Here is an 18394-nt window from a genome sequence, read left to right on the forward strand (position 1 = left end):
ATTTCGCGCCATAATAGGCACCATCTGTCGTGTCTGGCCGGAGGCCAAATGGAAAGTTTTACTGCGGGATTAATCTCCCTTGAAGAGGCCCGGCAAAAAATGCTGGATCGGCTCTCTCCCCTTAATGAGAGCGAAACGCTATCTATCTATTCCGCTGCCGGACGGATTACCGCCGCGCCGGTGATCTCCCCGCTCAACGTCCCGCCGTTCGATAACTCGGCGATGGATGGCTATGCGGTGCGGATGGCCGACCTTGCGCGTGGCGAAGCGCTGGCGCTGGCCGGTAAAGCCTTTGCCGGCGCGCCGTTTAGCGGTGAATGGCCCGCAGGCTGCTGTATCCGCATTATGACCGGCGCGCCGGTGCCGGACGGCGCAGAGGCGGTGGTGATGCAGGAGCAAACCGCAGCGGAAGGCGAAGGCATTCGCTTTACCGCTGAGGTGAGCGCCGGACAAAACATTCGTCGCGCCGGTGAGGATATTCGTCAGGGCGACAGCGTGCTGGCGGCAGGCGTTCGCCTGGGCGCGGCGGAACTGCCGCTGATCGCTTCGCTGGGCATCGGCGAGGTCGAGGTGGTACGTCGGCTGCGGGTCGCTATTTTTTCTACCGGCGATGAGCTGCAGCCGGTGGGCCAGCCGCTGGCGGCGGGCCAGATTTATGATACTAACCGCTTTACCGTACGGCTGATGCTGGACCAGCTTGGCTGCGAGGTGATCGATCTCGGCATTATTCGCGACGATCCGCAGGCGCTACGCGCCGCCTTTGTCCAGGCCGACCGCGAAGCGGACGTGGTGATCAGCAGCGGCGGCGTCTCGGTGGGTGAAGCGGATTACACCAAAGCGATGCTGGACGAGCTGGGCGCCATTACTTTCTGGAAGCTGGCGATTAAGCCGGGCAAACCTTTCGCCTTTGGTCGGCTGAGCAACAGCTGGTTCTGCGGCCTGCCGGGCAATCCGGTTTCCGCCGCCGTCACTTTCTATCAGCTGGTGCAGCCGCTGCTGGCGAAGCTGAGCGGCCAACAGCACGCCGCCCTGCCGCCGCGCCAGCGCGCACGCGCCGTTACGCGTCTGAAGAAAACCCCTGGCCGCCTCGACTTTCAGCGCGGCGTGGTCAGCCGTGGCGCAGAGGGCGAGCTGCAGGTGACCAGCACCGGCCATCAGGGATCGCACGTGTTTAGCTCTTTCAGCCAGGCCAACTGCTTTATCGTGCTGGAGCGCGAACGCGGCCACGTTGAGCCGGGCGAATGGGTAGAGATCGAACCTTTTAACGTCCTGCTGGGAGGCTGATATGCTGCCGGAGCTGACCGATAACGAAACCCTGCGTTATAACCGGCAGATCGTGCTGCGAGGCTTTGACTTTGATGGTCAGGAGCGGCTAAAAGCCTCCAGCGCGCTGGTAGTGGGCCTGGGCGGGCTGGGCTGCGCCGCCAGCCCGTATCTGGCCTCGGCCGGCGTCGGCACGCTGACCCTGCTCGATTTTGACACCGTTTCCCTTTCTAACCTGCAGCGTCAGGTACTACACAGCGACGCGGAGATCGGCGAGGCAAAAGTGGAATCGGCCCGGCGAAGGCTGGCGCAAATTAACCCGCTAATCCAGCTGCGCACCGTCAACGCCCGGCTGGATGATGCGGCGCTGGATGCGCTGGTGGCGCAGCATCAAGTGGTACTGGACTGTAGCGATAACGTCGCCACGCGCGAACAGCTTAATCGCCTCTGCTGGCGGCGGCGTATTCCGCTGGTTTCCGGGGCCGCCATTCGTATGGAAGGCCAGATCGGCGTTTTTAGCTGGCAGGATGAAAATATGCCCTGCTACCGCTGTATCAGCCGTCTGTTTGGCAGCGATACCCTGAGCTGCGTCGAAGCGGGCGTCATGGCCCCGCTGGTTGGGGTGATCGGTTCACTGCAGGCGATGGAGGCGATTCGTCTGCTGACGCATTACGGCGCAGCGGCGGCCGGCAAATTGTTGATGTATGACGCGATGACGCTGCAGTTCCGTGAAATGAAGGTGGCAAAAGATCCAGCCTGCGAAGTGTGCGGCACAGTTTACGATTAATCAGGCTGATGATTCAGCAGCTACCCCTTCCCTGGCTATATTTGAAATATGGAAAATGGAAACGCGCCCCAGGCGCCAGCGTTGAATAAAGCAGGCAGCGATAGCCGCGTTGCAAAACCGATGCTGCGCCAGATGATGCTGATCTTTTTATTCGTCATCAGCAGCGCGGTAATCGCCATTAACGGCTGGAACCTGTGGAGCAGCTGGCAGCGAACGCTACATCTCACCGAAGAAAATGCGCGCAATCTGTCGGTGTCGCTTTCTCGCCAGGCTGAAGATACCTTTCTGCAAATCGACCTGACCCTGCAGGATGTGCGCGATCGCATTAACCAGGGCGGCATGGAAAAACAGGCCGATAACCTGCAAAAGCTGCTGCGGGCGCGTGAAGCGGCGCTGCCTCCGCTGGACAGCATTGTGATTTATAACGCCGCCGGTTATCCCACGCTCTCTTCTGCCGCGCCGCCGCAGGTTAAAGCCAACAGCGCCGATCGGGAATATTTCCGCTTTCATCAGCTTTCGTCCGACGGCAAATTGCATATCGGCGACGTGGTGCGCAGCCGCATTAGCGGCAATATGGTCATTCCGGTATCAGAACGCCTGAACAATCCCGACGGCACCTTTCGCGGCGTGGTGATGGCTTCGATTCGCCTCGACTATTTCCGCCAGGTTTATGATTACTACAACCTGGGCACTCGCGATCTGATGGCGCTGATGAAGGCGGACGGTAACATAATGTATATCCGTCCTTACAGTAACCACCTGATTAACAGGAATATTTCTCTTAGTCCGTTATTTACCCAACTGTTAACCACTACCGCCAGCGGCGCTGCCGTTTATCGCGCCGCCGTCGATGGGCGCCCGCGTATTTTTGGCTACGCCAGTCTGAAAAATTATCCGCTGGTGGTGACCGCAGGCTACGATTTGCAGGAGGTGCGGCAGGACTGGATCGCGGATTCTCTCGGTTCTGTTTTGCTCAATCTGGTTCTGCTGGCGCTGCTGCTGCTGCTCGGCTTTATCGTGCTGCGCCATATTCGTCTTAACCTGCATAATCAGCTGGAGCTGACTATGGTGCGCGACCAGCTCACCCATATGAACCGCACCCTGCAGGGCCTGGCGTTGGTGGATGGTTTAACCGGGCTGGCGAACCGTCGTCAGCTGGACTGGTTTGTGCCGAGAGCGATGGAGCGCGCAATAAAGCTGCGTACGCCGTTAACTATTCTGCTGATCGATGTCGATTCATTTAAGGCCTATAACGACACTTACGGCCATCTGGCGGGCGATGAATGCCTGCGCAAAGTCGCGCAATGTTTGAAACGTTTGCCGCTCCGTAGCGAAGATTTGGTTGCCCGTTACGGCGGCGAGGAGTTTATGCTGGTGCTGACGGATAAAACGCAGCCGGAAGCGCACCTTATCGCTCTGCAGGCGGTGCGCGCGGTGGAGTCACTGGCGATGCCGCATCAGGCAAGCAACGTGGCGGTAAAGCGGGTCACCATTAGTATTGGTATGCACTGGCAGCCGCGGGTATTTGCTGGCGCTTTGCCCACGGAATTTATCGACAAGGCGGACGAAGCCCTGTATCAGGCGAAGCATCGGGGTAAGAATCAGGTTTGGGTAAGCAATATGCCGTCGTCGATAGGATAAAGTAAGGCCGCCATTGCGGCGGCCTTTGGTCGGTGCATCTCTGCGCGAGCGCTTGCTGCGTCAGTAATTACTGAACGCCTTTGCTACGCAGATAATCTTCATAGCTGCCGCTGAAGTCGATGACTTTTTCCGGCGTAATTTCCAGCACGCGCGTCGCCAGCGAGCTAACGAATTCGCGGTCGTGAGAAACAAAGATCAGCGTGCCCGGATACATCTCCAGCGCCATGTTCAGCGACTCGATCGATTCCATATCCAGGTGGTTGGTCGGCTCATCCATAATCAGGATATTGGGGCGCTCCATCATCAGCTTGCCAAACAGCATGCGGCCCTTTTCACCACCCGACAGCACTTTCGCCGGCTTTTTAATCTCATCCTGACTGAACAGCAGACGGCCCAGCACGCTGCGCACCGCCTGTTCATCGTCGCCTTCCTGCTTCCACTGGCTCATCCAGTCAAACACGTTCAGATCGTTAGCAAACTCTTCCGCGTGATCCTGCGCATAGTAGCCAATGCGCACGTTCTCTGACCATTTCACCGTGCCGCTGTCAGGCTGCAAATCACCTACCAGCGTTTTCAGCAGCGTGGTTTTACCCACGCCGTTGGTGCCCAGCACCGCCAGCTTTTCGCCCACTTCCAGCAGCAGATTCAGGTCGCGGAACAGCGGGCCGTTATCAAAGCCTTGGGTCAGCGCCTCAACTTCCAGTGCGTTACGGAACAGCTTTTTATCCTGCTCGAAGCGGATAAACGGGTTCTGACGGCTGGAGGCTTTCACCTCGTCCAGCTTGATTTTATCGATCTGCCTGGCGCGTGAGGTGGCCTGACGCGATTTAGAGGCGTTGGCGCTAAAGCGGCTGACAAATGACTGCAGCTCGGCGATCTGCGCCTTTTTCCTGGCGTTATCGGACAGCAGACGTTCGCGCGCCTGGGTGGCGGCGGTCATATATTCATCATAGTTGCCCGGATAGATACGCAGCTCGCCGTAATCCAGATCCGCCATATGGGTGCAGACCATGTTCAGGAAGTGACGGTCGTGCGAAATAATGATCATGGTGCTGTTGCGATCGTTCAGCACCTGCTCCAGCCAGCGGATAGTATCGATGTCCAGGTTGTTGGTGGGTTCATCCAGCAGCAGAATATCCGGATTGGAGAACAGCGCCTGCGCCAGCAAAACACGCAGTTTCCAGCCCGGCGCGACTTCGCTCATCAGGCCGTAGTGCTGCTCCAGCGGAATACCCACGCCCAGCAGCAGTTCACCGGCGCGCGCTTCGGCGGTATACCCGTCCATTTCGCCATACAGCACTTCCAGATCGGCAACTTTGTAGCCATCCTCTTCGCTCATTTCCGGCAGAGCATAGATGCGATCGCGCTCCTGCTTCACCTGCCACAGCTCATCGTGTCCCATAATGACGGTATCCAGCACGCTGAATTTTTCAAACGCGAACTGGTCCTGGCGCAGCTTACCGATACGCTCATTGGGGTCACAGGAGACGTTGCCGGCGGTCGGCATTAAATCGCCGCCCAGAATCTTCATAAAGGTTGATTTACCGCTACCGTTCGCGCCGATCAGACCGTAACGGTTGCCGCCGCCAAACTTAACGGAGATATTTTCAAACAGCGGTTTGCTGCCAAACTGCATGGTAACGTTGCTGGAAACTAGCACAGGGATTGCCTTACTTATGCGGGGAATGTTCCCGTTATAGTTCAAATTACAGGGGCGTTAACGCTGCTCGCTGACTCCGGTCGCTGCCTGAGATGCGCCAGCCTGTCGCCTTCCTGCGAGTTGAATTATTTTAGGGGATAACGAAATTTGGCGGGCATTGTGCCATAAAAAAAGGCTGGCGAATACCGCCAGCCTTGTGTAACCACGTTAGCCGCCGTGGTGTTCCGCTTCGCGCTTGAGCGGCGCAGACAGCACAGGCGTTTCACGATCGGGCGAGAGCCATTCGTGCAGATAGTGTTCAATCTGCTCCAGGCTGCGGTTACGCGTTTCCGGGATGCAGTTAAGCACAAAGATCGCGCCGCCGATGCCGATGGCGCCGAAGATAAAGAAGGCGCCCGCCAGGCCCACCGTGGCCAGCATCACCGGGAACATCAGCGAGATAATGAAGTTGGCGATCCACATGGCGAATACCGCGCCGCCCATAAAAATACCGCGCAGGCGCGTCGGGAAGATTTCCGACAGCAGCAGCCAGGTAACCGGCGACAGCGCGCCCTGCTGGAAGCACAGAAACATCAGCATGCCCAGCAGCACCATATAGCTGCGCAGCATATCGGGCTGGCCGTTAAGGGTTTCAGGCATCAGCCAGCTCACCGCGCCGATAAAGAATAAACAGGCGGTACAGCCAAACTGCCCGATCATCGTCATGGTGCGGCGGCCAATTTTGCCCAGCAGCCAGATGCCGACAAAGGTCATCAGGACGGAGATCACGCCGTTGGCGATGGTGGCGAACAGCGCGGCGCTGTTGCTCATTCCGACGCTGGTTAATACCGTAGGCGCGTAGTACATAATGGTATTGACGCCGGTCAGCTGCTGGATCACCGCCACGCCGATGCCAATCAGAAACAGCTTAAACAGCCAGGGCTTTTTCAACTCGCGCAGATGCGGTTTCTGCTGGTTTTCCTGCTCCTGCAGCGTTTCTTCAATTTCGGTCAGCTCCCATTCGACATCGTCCTTGGCGCGGGTACGCTCCAGCACGCGGCGCGCCTCCGCCAGACGTCCTTTCATCGCATACCAACGCGGCGTATCGGGCATAAACATCATGCCGAACCACAGCAACACCGCCGGTACGGTAGCAATCGCCAGCATCCAGCGCCAGGTATCCGCCCCGCCCCAGACGGCATTAAAGGAAGCGTTAGAGATATAGGCCAGCATCTGGCCGGAAACGATCATCAGCTCCTGTATGGTCACCAGCTGGCCGCGCTTATTCGCCGGGGCGATTTCGGCAATATAGACCGGCACGGTTGCCGCCGCGCCGCCGACCGCGACGCCTAACACCAGGCGGAAAAAGATCATCCAGTGAACGTCCGGCGCCAGCGAGGTGCCCAGCGCGCCAATGGCGAAGATGATCGCCAGTACCAGAATAATTTTCCGGCGTCCGGCGGCGGAGGCGAAGTGACCGGCCAGCAGCGCGCCGAAGGCGGCGCCAAACAGCAGCGAGCTGGTCACCAGGCCGGTGGTAAAAGGCGTGAGATGCAGTTCGTCGCCCATAAACAGCAGCGCGCCGGAAATAACCCCGGTATCGTAGCCAAACAGCAATCCGCCCAGCGTTGCGACCATCGCGATCACTTTAACAAAGGGTTCAGCGGGTGTGCTGCTGTTTGGCCCGGAGGCTTTGCTCAACGTAAGGTATTGTTCTTTTGGCATGATGACTCCAGCAACCTGGTTGAAGTGGAAATCTGACCTGTGTTCTGCTGACAGAACACAAACCTTTCACCACACAACATAGATTATTTTTTTCATTTCAAATAATAGTGAAACAGTAATTTTGTGGCAGAGGTCATAATCTTCCGCCTGAAGGCTGACCGCTGTCACACTATTTCGTTTACAGTGTTGTTAAACGCGCAGAAAATTTTTTACTGGCGTTAGCGACAGATGTTTCGTTACCCATTAAAAAGGAAATGTTTGTTTTAAAAATATTCAGCGCGGGAACGGCAGGCTGCCCAGGTATGAAGGAAGAAACAAAAAAAGCCGCCGGTTGCAGGCTGGCGGCTTGAAACTGATAACCGGATAAGAGCGTAGAGGCTCTCCTTTTTTGTCGGGCTACAGGCAGGTTAGCTGGCGGGCGTCGCCGGGCCAAAGACGTTAAATTGCGGCAACGCGACGTTTTGATAATTTTCCCAGCCGCCGCCAAGCGCTTTATACAGCGCGACCAAATCCAGGCTGCTTTGCATGCGCGCCTGTTCCGCCTGCTGTTTTGCCTGCGCCAGCTGGCGCTGGGCATCCAGCGCATCAAGGAAGGTGGAAAGGCCTTTTCTATAGCTGTCGCTGGCTAAATCAAAGCTGTTCTGCAGGGCGCTAACGGTTTCATCCATCTGGGTCACCCGCTCCTGATCGGTACGGTAGCTGACCAGCGCATTTTCCACATCCTGCAGCGCGGTTAATACCGTTTGTCGATAGTTTAACGCCGAGCTGGCCTGCTGGGCCCGCGCCAGCTTCACGCTGGAAACCAGCCTGCCGCCCTGAAAAATCGGGATCGATAACGCGGGGCCATAGCTGTAGAAATGGCTGCTCCAGTTATCCAGATAACTGGCGTCGGTATTGCGCACGCCCAGCTGACCGGTTAACGACAGGCTGGGAAACAGCTGCGCGACCGATACGCCGATATTCGCGGTCGCGGCATGCAGGTTAGCCTCCGCCTGACGAATATCGGGGCGACGACGCGCCAGCGTAGACGGAATGCCTACCGGCACGGCGGGAGGCAAGGCAGGCAGCGTTTTCCCGGCCATCAGTTCGCTATCCAGCGCGCCGGGCGGTTTGCCCGTCAGCACCGCCAGCCCGTTCATCGCCTGACGCGCCTGCGCCTGGTACTGCGGCAGCTGAGCGCGCAGCGAGCTGAGCTGCGCGCGCGCGTTTTCCACATCCAGCTGCGGCGCCAGGCCGTTACGCTGCTGGCTTTGCGTCAGTTCCAGCGTCTGCTGCGCCACGTCGATCTGCGTTTGCAGCGTGCGCGTTATCGACTGCGCGCCGCGCAGCTGCAGATAAGCGCGTGCCACCTCAGCCTCCAGCGAGACCAACGCATCGTTACGGCTCTCTATCGATTCCTGCTGCTGCGCATTGGCGGTTTCCACCTGCCGCCGGACTTTACCCCACAGATCCAGCTCCCAGGAGGCGTCAAAGCTGCCCTGATACAGATTGATCGGCTGAGTCAGGCTATCAAGCGACGAACGCAGCTCAGGGGCATTCTCATCCAGCTGATCATACGCGCCGCTGGATTCCAGCATCCCCTTCGCGCCCAGCTGCTGTCGCCGGGCGGAAACGTTGCCGTTAATGGCGGGAAACAGCCCGCCGCGCGCCTGCGACAGCTGCTCACGCGCCCCGGCAATACGCAGCACCGCCTGCTGCAGCGACAGGTTACCGGCAATGGCGCGATCGACCAGGCTATTCAGCTGCGGATCGTTAAAGCTGCGCCACCAGCTGGGATTGATGGCGCTGCTCTGCGGCTTTGAGGCCGCCTGCGAAGCGAGATCGCGCCAGCTGCCGGGCGTCTGGGCCTGTGGCGGCTGGTAGTCGGGCCCCACCGCGCAGCCCGCCAGCAGCAAGGATAAAGCCAGCAGGCCGGGGCGCGAACGCATTACCCTGGTAACGTTCATGTCAGTGTGCTCCTGCGCTGCCTTCGCTCTTAACCGGCGAAAGCAGAAAACATAAAGGAATCAAAATAAAGGCGACGATACCCAGCCCGATAAAAACATCGACATAAGCCAGGATACGCGCCTGCACGATCGTTTGCTGATAGAGCTGACCGGTCGCCAGCGTCAGCGGATCGCCAGCCGCCGAGGTAAAGTCGCGAATACTCTGCGCCCAGCGCTCTACGGTAAGATTAAACTGCTCATTTAACGGCGTCATGTTAGATGCCAGATGCGCGCTACGTACCTGCTCGCGCTCGGTGATCGCCGCGGTAGAGAGGGAGATGCCAATCGATCCGGCGACGTTACGGAACATGGTAAACAGCGCCGAGGCATCGGCATTTAGCCGCTGCGGAATGGTGGCAAAGGCGATAGTGGTTAGCGGCACAAACAGGAACCCCAGCCCGATAGATTGCGCGCTGCGCATCAGCACCAGAGTGGTGAAATCAACCTGCGGCGTTAGGCCGGACGAATAGAACATCGACACCGTCAGGCAGGTAAAACCGAAGGCGATGATCCAGCGCGTTTGTACCAACGGCATCAGCTTCAGCACCAGCGGAATGGTAAGTACAATCAGGATCGCGCCCGGCGACAGCACCAGCCCTGACCAGGTGGCGGTATAGCCCAGATCCTGCTGCGCCAGCTGCGGCAGAACCACCGAACTGCCATACAGGATCATCGCCATGCCCGCCATCAGCAGGCCGGAAACCCAGAAGTTACGATCGCGTACCACGCCGATTTCCACTACCGGTTTACGCGCGTACATCAGCCAGTAAATCGCCCCGGTCAGGCCAATCAGGGTCAATACGCCAAAGAACTGAATAAAATGTGAGGCGAACCAGTCTTCATCCTCGCCGCGATCCAGCATTACCTGCAAACAGCCGAGACCCAGGGTGATCAGGCTGATGCCGATATAATCGATCGTCAGTTTGCCTTTCGCCCAGCGCCGCTCCCACGGCGGATCTTCCAGCAGCTGATAGATAGCCAGCGTGGCAAGGATGCCCACCGGTACGTTAATAAAGAAGACCCAGCGCCAGCTGTAGTTATCCGTAATCCAGCCGCCAAGCGTCGGCCCAATTACCGGCGCCACGATAATCGCAATCGAGGAAAGGCCAAACGCCTTCCCGCGATCTTCCGCCTTAAAATAATCCAGCAGTACCGACTGCTGTACCGGCTGCAGCCCGCCGCCAAAAAAGCCCTGCAGAATGCGGAACAGAATAATTTGCCACAGCTCCGTGGCGATGCCGCACAGAAACGAACAGAGGGTAAACATCACAATACAGATCAGAAAGTATTGCTTACGTCCAAACAGCCGGGAAAAGAAAGCGGAGATTGGTAATACGATGCCGTTCGCCACCAGATAGGAGGTCAGCACCCAGGTTGATTCGTCGTAGCTGGAGGAGAGCGTGCCGGCAATATGCGGCAGCGCCACGTTGACGATGGTGGTATCCAGGATTTCCATGAATACCGCCAACGTCACCGTTACCGCAACCAGCCAGGGATTACTGGCCGGCTGCCAGCTTTGGCTGTGGCTCATTCCACCGTAACCTTAGGCACCACGGAGAGTCCCAGCGGCAAAGGTTTGTTTGGATCCAGCCCGTTATCAATCACGATTTTAACCGGCACGCGCTGCACGATTTTAACAAAGTTGCCGGTAGCGTTTTCCGCCGGGAAGGCTGAGAAGCGTGAGCCGGAACCCATCTGGATACTGTCAACGTGCCCTTCCAGCTCTCCGTCCGGCCAGGCATCCACGCTAATAGTGACCCTGTCACCGGGTTTCATGCGCTCAAGCTGCGATTCTTTAAAGTTGGCGGTTATCCAGATTTCAGGCGAAACCAGCGAAAAAAGCGCACTGCCCGCCTGCACTAAAGAGCCGAGCTGCACATTACGTTTGGTCACAAAGCCATCGTAAGGGGCGCGCACTTCGGTATAAGAGAGGTTCAGCTCGGCGACGTTAAGCTGCGCCTGCGCCTGTTCGACCTGCTGGCGGCGCGCCTCAACGTTAGTTTCCTGCTGGCGGATTTGCAGCGCTATCTGCGACGCCACTTCCACCTGCGCCTTCGCGCTTTGTAGCTGTGCCTGGGCGGAACGCAGCTGGGCGCTGGCGGTATCAATATTACGTTGGGAGGTCGCGCGCGGATCAACGCCACGCAGCCGGCGATAGTCTGACTGGGCGTTAAGCAAACTGGCCTGGGCCTGGGCCTGCTGCGCCAGCGCCTGATCGCGTTGGGCCGGATACTGCACTTTCGCCAGGGCCAGCTGCGCCTGGGCCTGATGCAGCTGTGCCTGAGCCAGACCAAGCTGCGCTTTCGCCTGATCGCGCTGCGCCTGCGTATCGCGCGGATCGATCAGCAGCAGCAAATCGCCTTTTTTAACCCGCTGGTTATCATTAACCAGCAGCTTCACCGCGTAGCCGGAAGTTTTGGCGGCGATGGTTACCGCATTGCCTTCGGTAAAGGCATCATCAGTGGTTTCTTCATTGCGCGTGCTCAGCCAGAAGAACAGCGCAACGATGATCATAACAATCACCACCACACCCAGAATAATCAGCGGTTTTTTTCCGGGGCGCTTACGCGGTTGTTCCTGTTCCTGCTGGCTTTCATCGTTGTCCTGATGCGCTTTATCATCATCGGGCGACGTGTCGTTTGAATGAGTCATCGGTTCCATTTTCCTGCAGCATAAATCCTGAACTTACGATTTGAGATTAGCCATAGAAGTAAAAATTACAAATGCCAGGCTTAATTGACAAATTGAGTGTAGCGGGAAATAAGCTGGCAGAGGGCAATGGCGGTCGGCTTAATAACGGCAGGAAGAGACGCAGCGCATTCAACGCTGCTCACCCATGCTGGAAAAACGCGGCGCTGAAAACGCGCCGCAGGAAAAAGCTTTCAGTCGGGCCGCAGGTTATGCAGCAAAACGGGGGGCGGCCGCCTGGCTGGCGGTCACGGCCGGGGTTTTATTGGCGGTTCTCACAGAACTGACGGAAAACGCTCAGGGTTTCATCGCTGACGTGATGTTCAATGCCTTCGGCATCGCGCCGGGCGGTATCGGGGCTGATGCCCAACGCCAGCAGGAACATCTCTACCACATGATGGCGCGCCCGGCTTTCTTCGGCCAGCTTCTCCCCTTCGCGGGTCAAAAAGACGCCGCGGTAAGGAACCTGTTCTACCAGCCCTACGCTGCCGAGTCGCTTCAGCATTTTCGCCACGGTGGGTTGCGATACGCCTAAACGCGCCGCCATATCCACCTGACGCGCTTCGCCAAATTCGCGAATCAAATCTGAAATCAGCTCAACATAGTCATCAATTAACTCACGGCGATGCGCCTCGCGAACCTGTCGGAACCCTTCGACATGCTCTTCAATTTCTTTTAATGGCCCATTAATCCTGGCAGGAGCGGGCTTTGCGCGACGACTCATTCAGCTTCCTCTTATTCTTCAACCGGTCATTATCAGGCATTGCCGGTGTGTTGGCGCATCATTGTAAACCATCAGCAACGAAGCACAAATTTTAGCTGATTAGCCTTGGCTAAAGGATATAGCCAATGCTATATTTGCTGATAAAGTAGTCAGCCTGGTCTGACAGCAAAAAAGCTGAAATGAACGGGCTGTTGCTGTTTATATTTATTACAGGGCGGTGTCACGTCATCGTCAGAGGTTAATCCGGAGGTTCTCATGAACACAACGAAACGCTGTCTGGGCTGTGGCAGATGTGTTCAGCGCACTCGCCAGGCAAATGTCAGCTGGCGGGGTATTCTGTGCCTGCTGACCCACTCGCCTTTTCGCCTGCGCTTAATGCTGCTGGAACGTCTGGCAGGCAACTGCGCGGCAAGCGCGAACTGCCCACGCCTTATCTGGCGCGGCTAAACGCGCTGCTTCGCGTTTAAGCCATACGGGCTTTATCTGAAAAGATATTTTCTGCAGATAACAGCCATAAAAAAACGGCCCTCCAGGGAGCCGTTTTTGTTATCCTGCCAACGGCAAGATTAGAAGCTGTAGCCGACGCCTGCGATCCAGGTGCCAACGTCAACGTCGCGGATACGGCTCTGCTCGTAGCCTACGTCGATAGCGAAGCTTTCATACGGGTTGAACTGCAGGCCAGCACCGTAAGAGAAGCCAACGTCGCTGGTGTCGGACTTGTTACGTACAGCCTGTTCGTTCTGCTGGAATTTACCGTAGCCGATACCTACTACGCCGTAGATGCTGGCCCAGTCGTTTAAGCGGTAAGCCGGACCACCGGTGATGCCGTAGTACTGGCCTTTGTTGTAAAAGCCGTCTTCGCTACGATCTTTCTCGGTGTAGGTGAAAGAACCGATCCAACCCAGCGGGTTAGAGCCGTCTTCGTAACGATATTTCAGGTTGAAGCCGTTAGCTTTATTCGCAACGCCCTGCATATCGCTCTGAGCGTAACCGCCAGTAACGGTGCTTTGAGCCATTGCGGAACCGGCAGAAACTGCCAGTACACAAGCCAGTGCTGAAAGACATGCAATTTTTTTCATAACCACCTCAAATGTGATAATACTTCTCTCCTGACAACGCTGAAAATATAACAAAAGTTAGCGGGAAACTCTGCCTTGAAATGGTTGTCTAACCGCTAGTTTGGTGTAACAGAAAGTTAATGAAATTTCTTATGTTGTTATTTTTTCTGATGAATTTTCGCCTTAAATCCGCTTGTTTTCTCCGTTCAAAAAAAGGTTCATTAAGATTGTTCTTAAATAAACCTGACGTTTCTTTACGTAAAAACGGCGTCAATGGTTAATAATCGTGCAGTTTGCCACGCCCGTTTTCGTTATTAACCGCAAATTTTCTCCCCCCGATGACTTTTTTCTGCCCGGCTGTACACTATCGACTCGTTACAATCTGATGGATGATTAAGGCTGGTAACAGGATGACTTTGCGCGCTTTTCAAAAAAAACCTTCTCTCTTCACAAACTATCATGCCGATTGTGGTCATTCTGATCGCGATGATCTCTATTCAGTGCGGAGCGGCGCTGGCAAAAACCCTGTTTCCCAGTGCGGGCGCAACCGGGATTACCGCGCTGCGTCTGGGCATCGGCACGCTTATTCTCAGCCTGATTTTTAAACCCTGGCGGCTACGCTTTTCCCGCCAGCAGCGCACGGCCTTGATTTTGTATGGCATCGCGCTGGGGGCCATGAACTACCTGTTCTATCTCTCGATTCGTACTGTTCCGCTCGGCGTGGCGGTCGCGCTGGAATTTACCGGCCCGCTGACGCTGGCGCTGTTTGGTTCACGCCGGGCTACCGATTTTATCTGGGTTCTGCTGGCGGTGCTGGGGCTCTGGTGGCTGCTGCCGCTGGGTCACAGCATCAGTCATGTCGATCCGCTGGGCGCGGCGCTGGCGATCGCCGCCGGTGCCTGCTGGGCGGTCTATATTCTGGCTGGCCAGCGGGCCGGCGCGGATCACGGCCCGGCAACGGTGGCGATGGGATCGATTATTGGCTCGCTGATTTTTGTGCCGCTGGGATTAACCTTTGCTGCCGATGGCATTTGGCAGCTTTCTTTGCTGCCGGTGGCGTTTGCGGTAGCCGTTCTTTCCAGCGCCCTGCCCTATTCGCTGGAAATGGTGGCGCTGACGCGTTTACCGGCACGCACCTTCGGCACGCTGATGAGCCTGGAGCCAGCTATGGCGGCCATGTCCGGCATGTTATTTCTTAACGAGTCGCTGACGCTGATGCAGTGGCTGGGATTACTGGCGATTATCATTGCCTCAGCCGGTTCCACCATTACCAGCCGCCCGCGTCATGCCGCAGTAACGGAAAGCAGAAAAATAGTCGATTAGTTTGACTGAGAATAATCTTATTCAGCCTGGATTAACAGGCTGAATAACCATCCTTTTATTTTCCTTTCCGGTTTATAAATTCCAGATGATATTAGATTGTTTATATTTTGTTATATTTAATAAGATCTATTATCAAATATCGCCCGCCTTGCCGCCGCATAAATAAAAACTAAAATTCAGCGAGTTAAATAATCTCAGGCAATATTGCGCTATTTTCCGGCGTTGGCTTGCGCTTATATCGATAAAAATTTCTTTACCCGGCAATTTGATAAGCGCTATTTATTCAATAGAGAGGAACTTTCCTGCAGCTCCTGAATCCGATGCTATACTTAATCCCGTGCTTAATTAGGACATACGACATTAGAGGATATTAATGATGAGTACCGCAAAATTGGTTAAAACGAAATCTTCCGATCTGATCTACACCCGTAATGACGTGGCAGAGAGTGAGAAACAAGCCACCATCGAGGTACTTAATCGTCTGGTTGTCGGATTCATCGACCTGTCGCTGATCACTAAACAGGCGCACTGGAATATGCGTGGCGCTAACTTTATCGGCGTACATGAGATGCTGGACGGCTTTCGTACCGCGATCACCAATCACCAGGACATCATGGCAGAACGTGTAGTACAGCTGGGCGGCGTTGCGCTGGGTACGGCGCAGGTAGTGGCAGATAAGACGCCGCTGCAGAGCTACCCGCTGAATATTCACAGCGTACAGGATCACCTGAAGGCGCTGGCAGACCGCTACGGTCTGGTCGCTAACGACGTGCGTAAGGCGATTAGCGAAGTTAACGATGAAGATACGGCGGATATTTTTACCGCTGCATCACGCGACCTTGATAAGTTCCTGTGGTTTATCGAATCGAATATCGAATAATCTGACTGCGGGTCAGCAAACAAGCGGATGGCTGCCATCCGCTTTTTTTATGGCTTTTTTAACATGCCTTTATGACATATTTAACAATTTAAACACTTCTCTGTTCACCTTCCCGCTTTTTTCTGGCTCAATCCCTGAGGGCGCATTGCACCAAAGAGGAGCGATGCACCAAAACGGGTCGCAATTTTAGTGCATTGACAGAATTATCTGAATCTTTGTATCTATCCTGTCCGTTAAGCACTGGTTTAACTTTGTAAAATAAAGTTGGCATAGATTTTTCATATGACCGCCAGCAACAGCGGTACAGCAGGTACCGCATCGGAGGATAAAATGATGAAGTCTGTTTTTAAGCTTTCCCTGGCTGCTTTAGCGTTAACGTTTGCCGTTTCCGCCACCGCAGCGGAGAAGAAACTGGTTGTCGCGACCGATACGGCGTTCGTCCCGTTTGAATTTAAGCAGGGTGATAAATATGTCGGCTTCGATATTGATTTGTGGGATGCCATCGCCAAACAGCTCAACCTTTCCTATAGCCTGAAGCCGATGGATTTCAGCGGCATTATTCCTGCGCTGCAGACGCGTAATGTCGATCTGGCCCTGGCGGGGATCACCATTACCGACGAGCGTAAAAAAGCGATCGATTTCTCTGATGGCTACTACAAAAGCGGCCTGATGGTGATGGTTAAAGCCAACAATGATGAAGTGAAAGGCATCAACGATCTTAACGGCAAAGTCGTCGCCGTGAAAAGCGGCACCGGCTCGGTTGACTATGCGAAGACGCATATTAAAACCAAAGATCTGCGCCAGTTCCCGAATATCGATAACGCGTATATGGAGTTAGGCACCAACCGCGCGGATGCGGTATTGCACGATACGCCAAATATTCTCTATTTTATCCATACCGCAGGCCGCGGGCAGTTTAAAGCGGTAGGCGACTCCCTCGAAGCTCAACAGTATGGCATTGCGTTGCCGAAAGGCAGCGACGAACTGCGCGACAAGATCAACGGCGCGTTGAAAACCCTGCGTGACAACGGCACCTACAATACTATCTATAAAAAATGGTTCGGCAGCGAGCCGAAATAAACCAGCAAGCTGAAAGCGGTAACTACGTCAGGGATGCGCCCGCATCCCTGCGTTTCTCTATTGCAACAATGACGGATTTTTTCCGGAGAAAACATCATGGAATTTGACTGGAGCGTCATCTGGCCAGCCGTTCCCCTTCTGCTGGAAGGGGCCAAAATGACCCTGCTAATCTCAGTGCTTGGCCTGATTGGCGGCCTGATCATCGGCGTTATCGCCGGTTTCGCCCGCGCTTATGGCGGCTGGCTAACCAATAATATTGCGCTGGTTTTTATTGAGCTGATTCGCGGCACGCCGATTGTCGTGCAGGTGATGTTTATCTATTTCGCCCTGCCAATGGCCATTCCCGACTTACGCATCGATCCGTTCACCGCGGCGGTAGTGACTATTATCATCAACTCCGGCGCCTATATTGCGGAAATCACCCGTGGCGCGGTGCTGTCGATTAACAAAGGTTTCCGTGAAGCGGGTCTGGCGCTTGGCCTGTCGCGTCGGGAAACGCTGCGCTATGTGATTATGCCGCTGGCGCTGCGCCGTATGCTGCCGCCGTTGGGCAATCAGTGGATCGTCAGTATCAAGGATACTTCGCTGTTTATTGTTATCGGCGTTGCCGAGCTGACCCGTCAGGGGCAGGAAATTATCGCCGGTAACTTCCGCGCGCTGGAAATCTGGAGCGCGGTCGCGGTTATTTATCTGATTATTACGCTGGTGTTAAGCTTCGTGCTGCGTCGCCTTGAAAAAAGGATGAAAATCCTGTGATTGAATTTAAAAACGTCTCCAAGCACTTCGGGCAAACCCAGGTGCTGCATAATATCGATCTGCAGATCGGCCAGGGTGAAGTGGTGGTGATTATCGGTCCATCCGGTTCCGGTAAGTCTACCCTGCTGCGCTGCATCAACAAGCTGGAGGAGATCACCAGCGGCGAGCTGATCGTTGATGGCTTAAAGGTTAACGATCCCAAAGTGGATGAGCGCCTGATTCGTCAGGAAGCCGGCATGGTTTTCCAGCAGTTCCACCTGTTTCCACAGATGACCGCGCTGGAAAACGTCGCTTTCGGCCCGATCCGCGTGCGCGGCGCCAAAAAAGAGGCGGCGCATCAGCTGGCGAAAACGCTGCTGGCGAAAGTCGGCCTGGCGGAACGCGCTCACCATTACCCTTCCGAGCTGTCGGGCGGCCAGCAGCAGCGCGTCGCTATTGCGCGTGCGCTGGCGGTTAAACCGAAGATGATGCTGTTTGATGAGCCGACGTCAGCGCTCGATCCGGAGCTGCGTCATGAAGTGTTAAAGGTGATGCAAAATCTGGCCGAGGAAGGGATGACGATGGTTATCGTCACGCACGAAGTTGGCTTTGCGCAACAGGTGGCTTCACGGCTGATCTTTATTGATAAAGGACGCATCGCGGAAGATGGCGCTCCCGATGCGCTGATCGCTAACCCGCCCAGCGAACGTCTGCGCGAGTTTTTACAGCACGTTTCCTGACCGGCGGATCTGGCCCGTTCAGACAGCTGAGCAAGCCAGGGCGCGGGGAGTCCAGGCAGAAGAGTAAAGCGTCCCGCGCCAGGGAAGGCGCGGGCCGAGCTGTCAGGGATGACGCTTTTTGCGTCT

The 18394-nt window shown here is 55.7% G+C and carries 16 protein-coding genes; 9 read left to right on the forward strand and 7 right to left on the reverse strand.

Annotation, left to right across the window (positions count from 1 at the left end):
* The first annotated feature begins 48 nt into the window (after positions 1–48).
* The 3 genes from moeA (at position 49) to COO59_RS01925 (ending at position 3691) form a co-directional block, all read left to right on the forward strand.
* Positions 49–1284 (forward strand): molybdopterin molybdotransferase MoeA, encoded by a 1236-nt coding sequence (moeA, locus tag COO59_RS01915; protein ID WP_103058135.1) that lies wholly within the window; start codon positions 49–51, stop codon positions 1282–1284.
* Position 1285: 1 nt separating this feature from the next.
* Complete coding sequence (moeB, locus tag COO59_RS01920) at positions 1286–2050, forward strand: molybdopterin-synthase adenylyltransferase MoeB (RefSeq protein ID WP_103058136.1); 765 nt, start codon at positions 1286–1288, stop codon at positions 2048–2050.
* Positions 2051–2131: 81 nt separating this feature from the next.
* Positions 2132–3691, forward strand: a complete 1560-nt coding sequence (locus COO59_RS01925) for a sensor domain-containing diguanylate cyclase (RefSeq protein WP_240614065.1) — start codon at positions 2132–2134, stop codon at positions 3689–3691.
* 67 nt (positions 3692–3758) lie between these two features.
* Here COO59_RS01925 and COO59_RS01930 read toward each other — a convergent pair whose 3' ends face one another.
* The 6 genes from COO59_RS01930 to mntR form a co-directional block, all read right to left on the reverse strand.
* Entirely contained in the window at positions 3759–5351 is a 1593-nt protein-coding gene (locus COO59_RS01930) for an ABC-F family ATPase (RefSeq protein ID WP_103058137.1), read from the reverse strand.
* A gap of 207 nt (positions 5352–5558) precedes the next feature.
* Entirely contained in the window at positions 5559–7055 is a 1497-nt protein-coding gene (locus COO59_RS01935) for a sugar porter family MFS transporter (protein WP_103058138.1), read from the reverse strand.
* 407 nt (positions 7056–7462) lie between these two features.
* Complete coding sequence (locus COO59_RS01940) at positions 7463–9001, reverse strand: efflux transporter outer membrane subunit (RefSeq protein WP_103058139.1); 1539 nt, start codon at positions 8999–9001, stop codon at positions 7463–7465.
* 1 nt (position 9002) lies between these two features.
* On the reverse strand, positions 9003–10571 hold the full coding sequence (locus COO59_RS01945) for a DHA2 family efflux MFS transporter permease subunit (RefSeq protein ID WP_103058140.1): 1569 nt from the start codon (positions 10569–10571) through the stop codon (positions 9003–9005).
* A complete protein-coding gene (locus COO59_RS01950) occupies positions 10568–11692 on the reverse strand; it encodes an HlyD family secretion protein (RefSeq protein WP_240614066.1) in 1125 nt (374 codons plus the stop codon). Before COO59_RS01950 ends, COO59_RS01945 begins: the two co-directional genes overlap by 4 nt.
* A gap of 298 nt (positions 11693–11990) precedes the next feature.
* Positions 11991–12452, reverse strand: coding sequence for a manganese-binding transcriptional regulator MntR (gene mntR / locus COO59_RS01955; protein WP_103058142.1), 462 nt, complete (start codon positions 12450–12452; stop codon positions 11991–11993).
* 255 nt (positions 12453–12707) lie between these two features.
* Between mntR and COO59_RS01960 the strand changes: the two genes are divergently transcribed.
* On the forward strand, positions 12708–12899 hold the full coding sequence (locus COO59_RS01960) for a hypothetical protein (RefSeq protein ID WP_103058143.1): 192 nt from the start codon (positions 12708–12710) through the stop codon (positions 12897–12899).
* A 119-nt stretch (positions 12900–13018) separates the two neighbouring features.
* On the opposite strand, the gene ompX is transcribed toward COO59_RS01960, so the two are convergent.
* A complete protein-coding gene (gene ompX / locus COO59_RS01965) occupies positions 13019–13531 on the reverse strand; it encodes an outer membrane protein OmpX (protein WP_103058144.1) in 513 nt (170 codons plus the stop codon).
* Positions 13532–13966: 435 nt separating this feature from the next.
* On the opposite strand from ompX, the gene rhtA reads away from it, so the two are divergent.
* The 5 genes from rhtA to glnQ all read left to right on the forward strand — a co-directional run bounded on the left by rhtA (position 13967) and on the right by glnQ (position 18268).
* The gene (gene rhtA / locus COO59_RS01970) at positions 13967–14833 is read left to right on the forward strand and encodes a threonine/homoserine exporter RhtA (RefSeq protein ID WP_276308251.1); all 867 of its coding nucleotides are present in this window, start codon (positions 13967–13969) and stop codon (positions 14831–14833) included.
* A 376-nt stretch (positions 14834–15209) separates the two neighbouring features.
* Positions 15210–15713: a DNA starvation/stationary phase protection protein Dps gene (gene dps / locus COO59_RS01975; protein WP_103058146.1), complete on the forward strand. Its 504-nt coding sequence runs from the start codon at positions 15210–15212 to the stop codon at positions 15711–15713.
* 333 nt (positions 15714–16046) lie between these two features.
* Complete coding sequence (gene glnH / locus COO59_RS01980; RefSeq protein WP_103058147.1) at positions 16047–16793, forward strand: glutamine ABC transporter substrate-binding protein GlnH; 747 nt, start codon at positions 16047–16049, stop codon at positions 16791–16793.
* Positions 16794–16889: 96 nt separating this feature from the next.
* A complete protein-coding gene (gene glnP / locus COO59_RS01985) occupies positions 16890–17549 on the forward strand; it encodes a glutamine ABC transporter permease GlnP (RefSeq protein ID WP_103058148.1) in 660 nt (219 codons plus the stop codon).
* On the forward strand, positions 17546–18268 hold the full coding sequence (gene glnQ, locus COO59_RS01990) for a glutamine ABC transporter ATP-binding protein GlnQ (protein WP_103058149.1): 723 nt from the start codon (positions 17546–17548) through the stop codon (positions 18266–18268). Before glnP ends, glnQ begins: the two co-directional genes overlap by 4 nt.
* The last annotated feature ends 126 nt before the right edge of the window (positions 18269–18394 follow it).

Source organism: Mixta theicola (genome assembly GCF_002895925.1).
Lineage (GTDB): Bacteria > Pseudomonadota > Gammaproteobacteria > Enterobacterales > Enterobacteriaceae > Mixta > Mixta theicola.

Bases quoted from the DNA above. Each gene is read 5' to 3' on its own strand.
- moeA (WP_103058135.1), top strand. From the start codon at position 49: ATGGAAAGTTTTACTGCGGGATTAATCTCCCTTGAAGAGGCCCGGCAA.
- moeB (WP_103058136.1), top strand. From the start codon at position 1,286: ATGCTGCCGGAGCTGACCGATAACGAAACCCTGCGTTATAACCGGCAG.
- COO59_RS01935 (WP_103058138.1), bottom strand. From the start codon at position 7,055: ATGCCAAAAGAACAATACCTTACGTTGAGCAAAGCCTCCGGGCCAAAC.
- COO59_RS01940 (WP_103058139.1), bottom strand. From the start codon at position 9,001: ATGAACGTTACCAGGGTAATGCGTTCGCGCCCCGGCCTGCTGGCTTTA.
- COO59_RS01945 (WP_103058140.1), bottom strand. From the start codon at position 10,571: ATGAGCCACAGCCAAAGCTGGCAGCCGGCCAGTAATCCCTGGCTGGTT.
- COO59_RS01950 (WP_240614066.1), bottom strand. From the start codon at position 11,692: ATGACTCATTCAAACGACACGTCGCCCGATGATGATAAAGCGCATCAG.
- mntR (WP_103058142.1), bottom strand. From the start codon at position 12,452: ATGAGTCGTCGCGCAAAGCCCGCTCCTGCCAGGATTAATGGGCCATTA.
- COO59_RS01960 (WP_103058143.1), top strand. From the start codon at position 12,708: ATGAACACAACGAAACGCTGTCTGGGCTGTGGCAGATGTGTTCAGCGC.
- ompX (WP_103058144.1), bottom strand. From the start codon at position 13,531: ATGAAAAAAATTGCATGTCTTTCAGCACTGGCTTGTGTACTGGCAGTT.
- dps (WP_103058146.1), top strand. From the start codon at position 15,210: ATGAGTACCGCAAAATTGGTTAAAACGAAATCTTCCGATCTGATCTAC.
- glnH (WP_103058147.1), top strand. From the start codon at position 16,047: ATGAAGTCTGTTTTTAAGCTTTCCCTGGCTGCTTTAGCGTTAACGTTT.
- glnP (WP_103058148.1), top strand. From the start codon at position 16,890: ATGGAATTTGACTGGAGCGTCATCTGGCCAGCCGTTCCCCTTCTGCTG.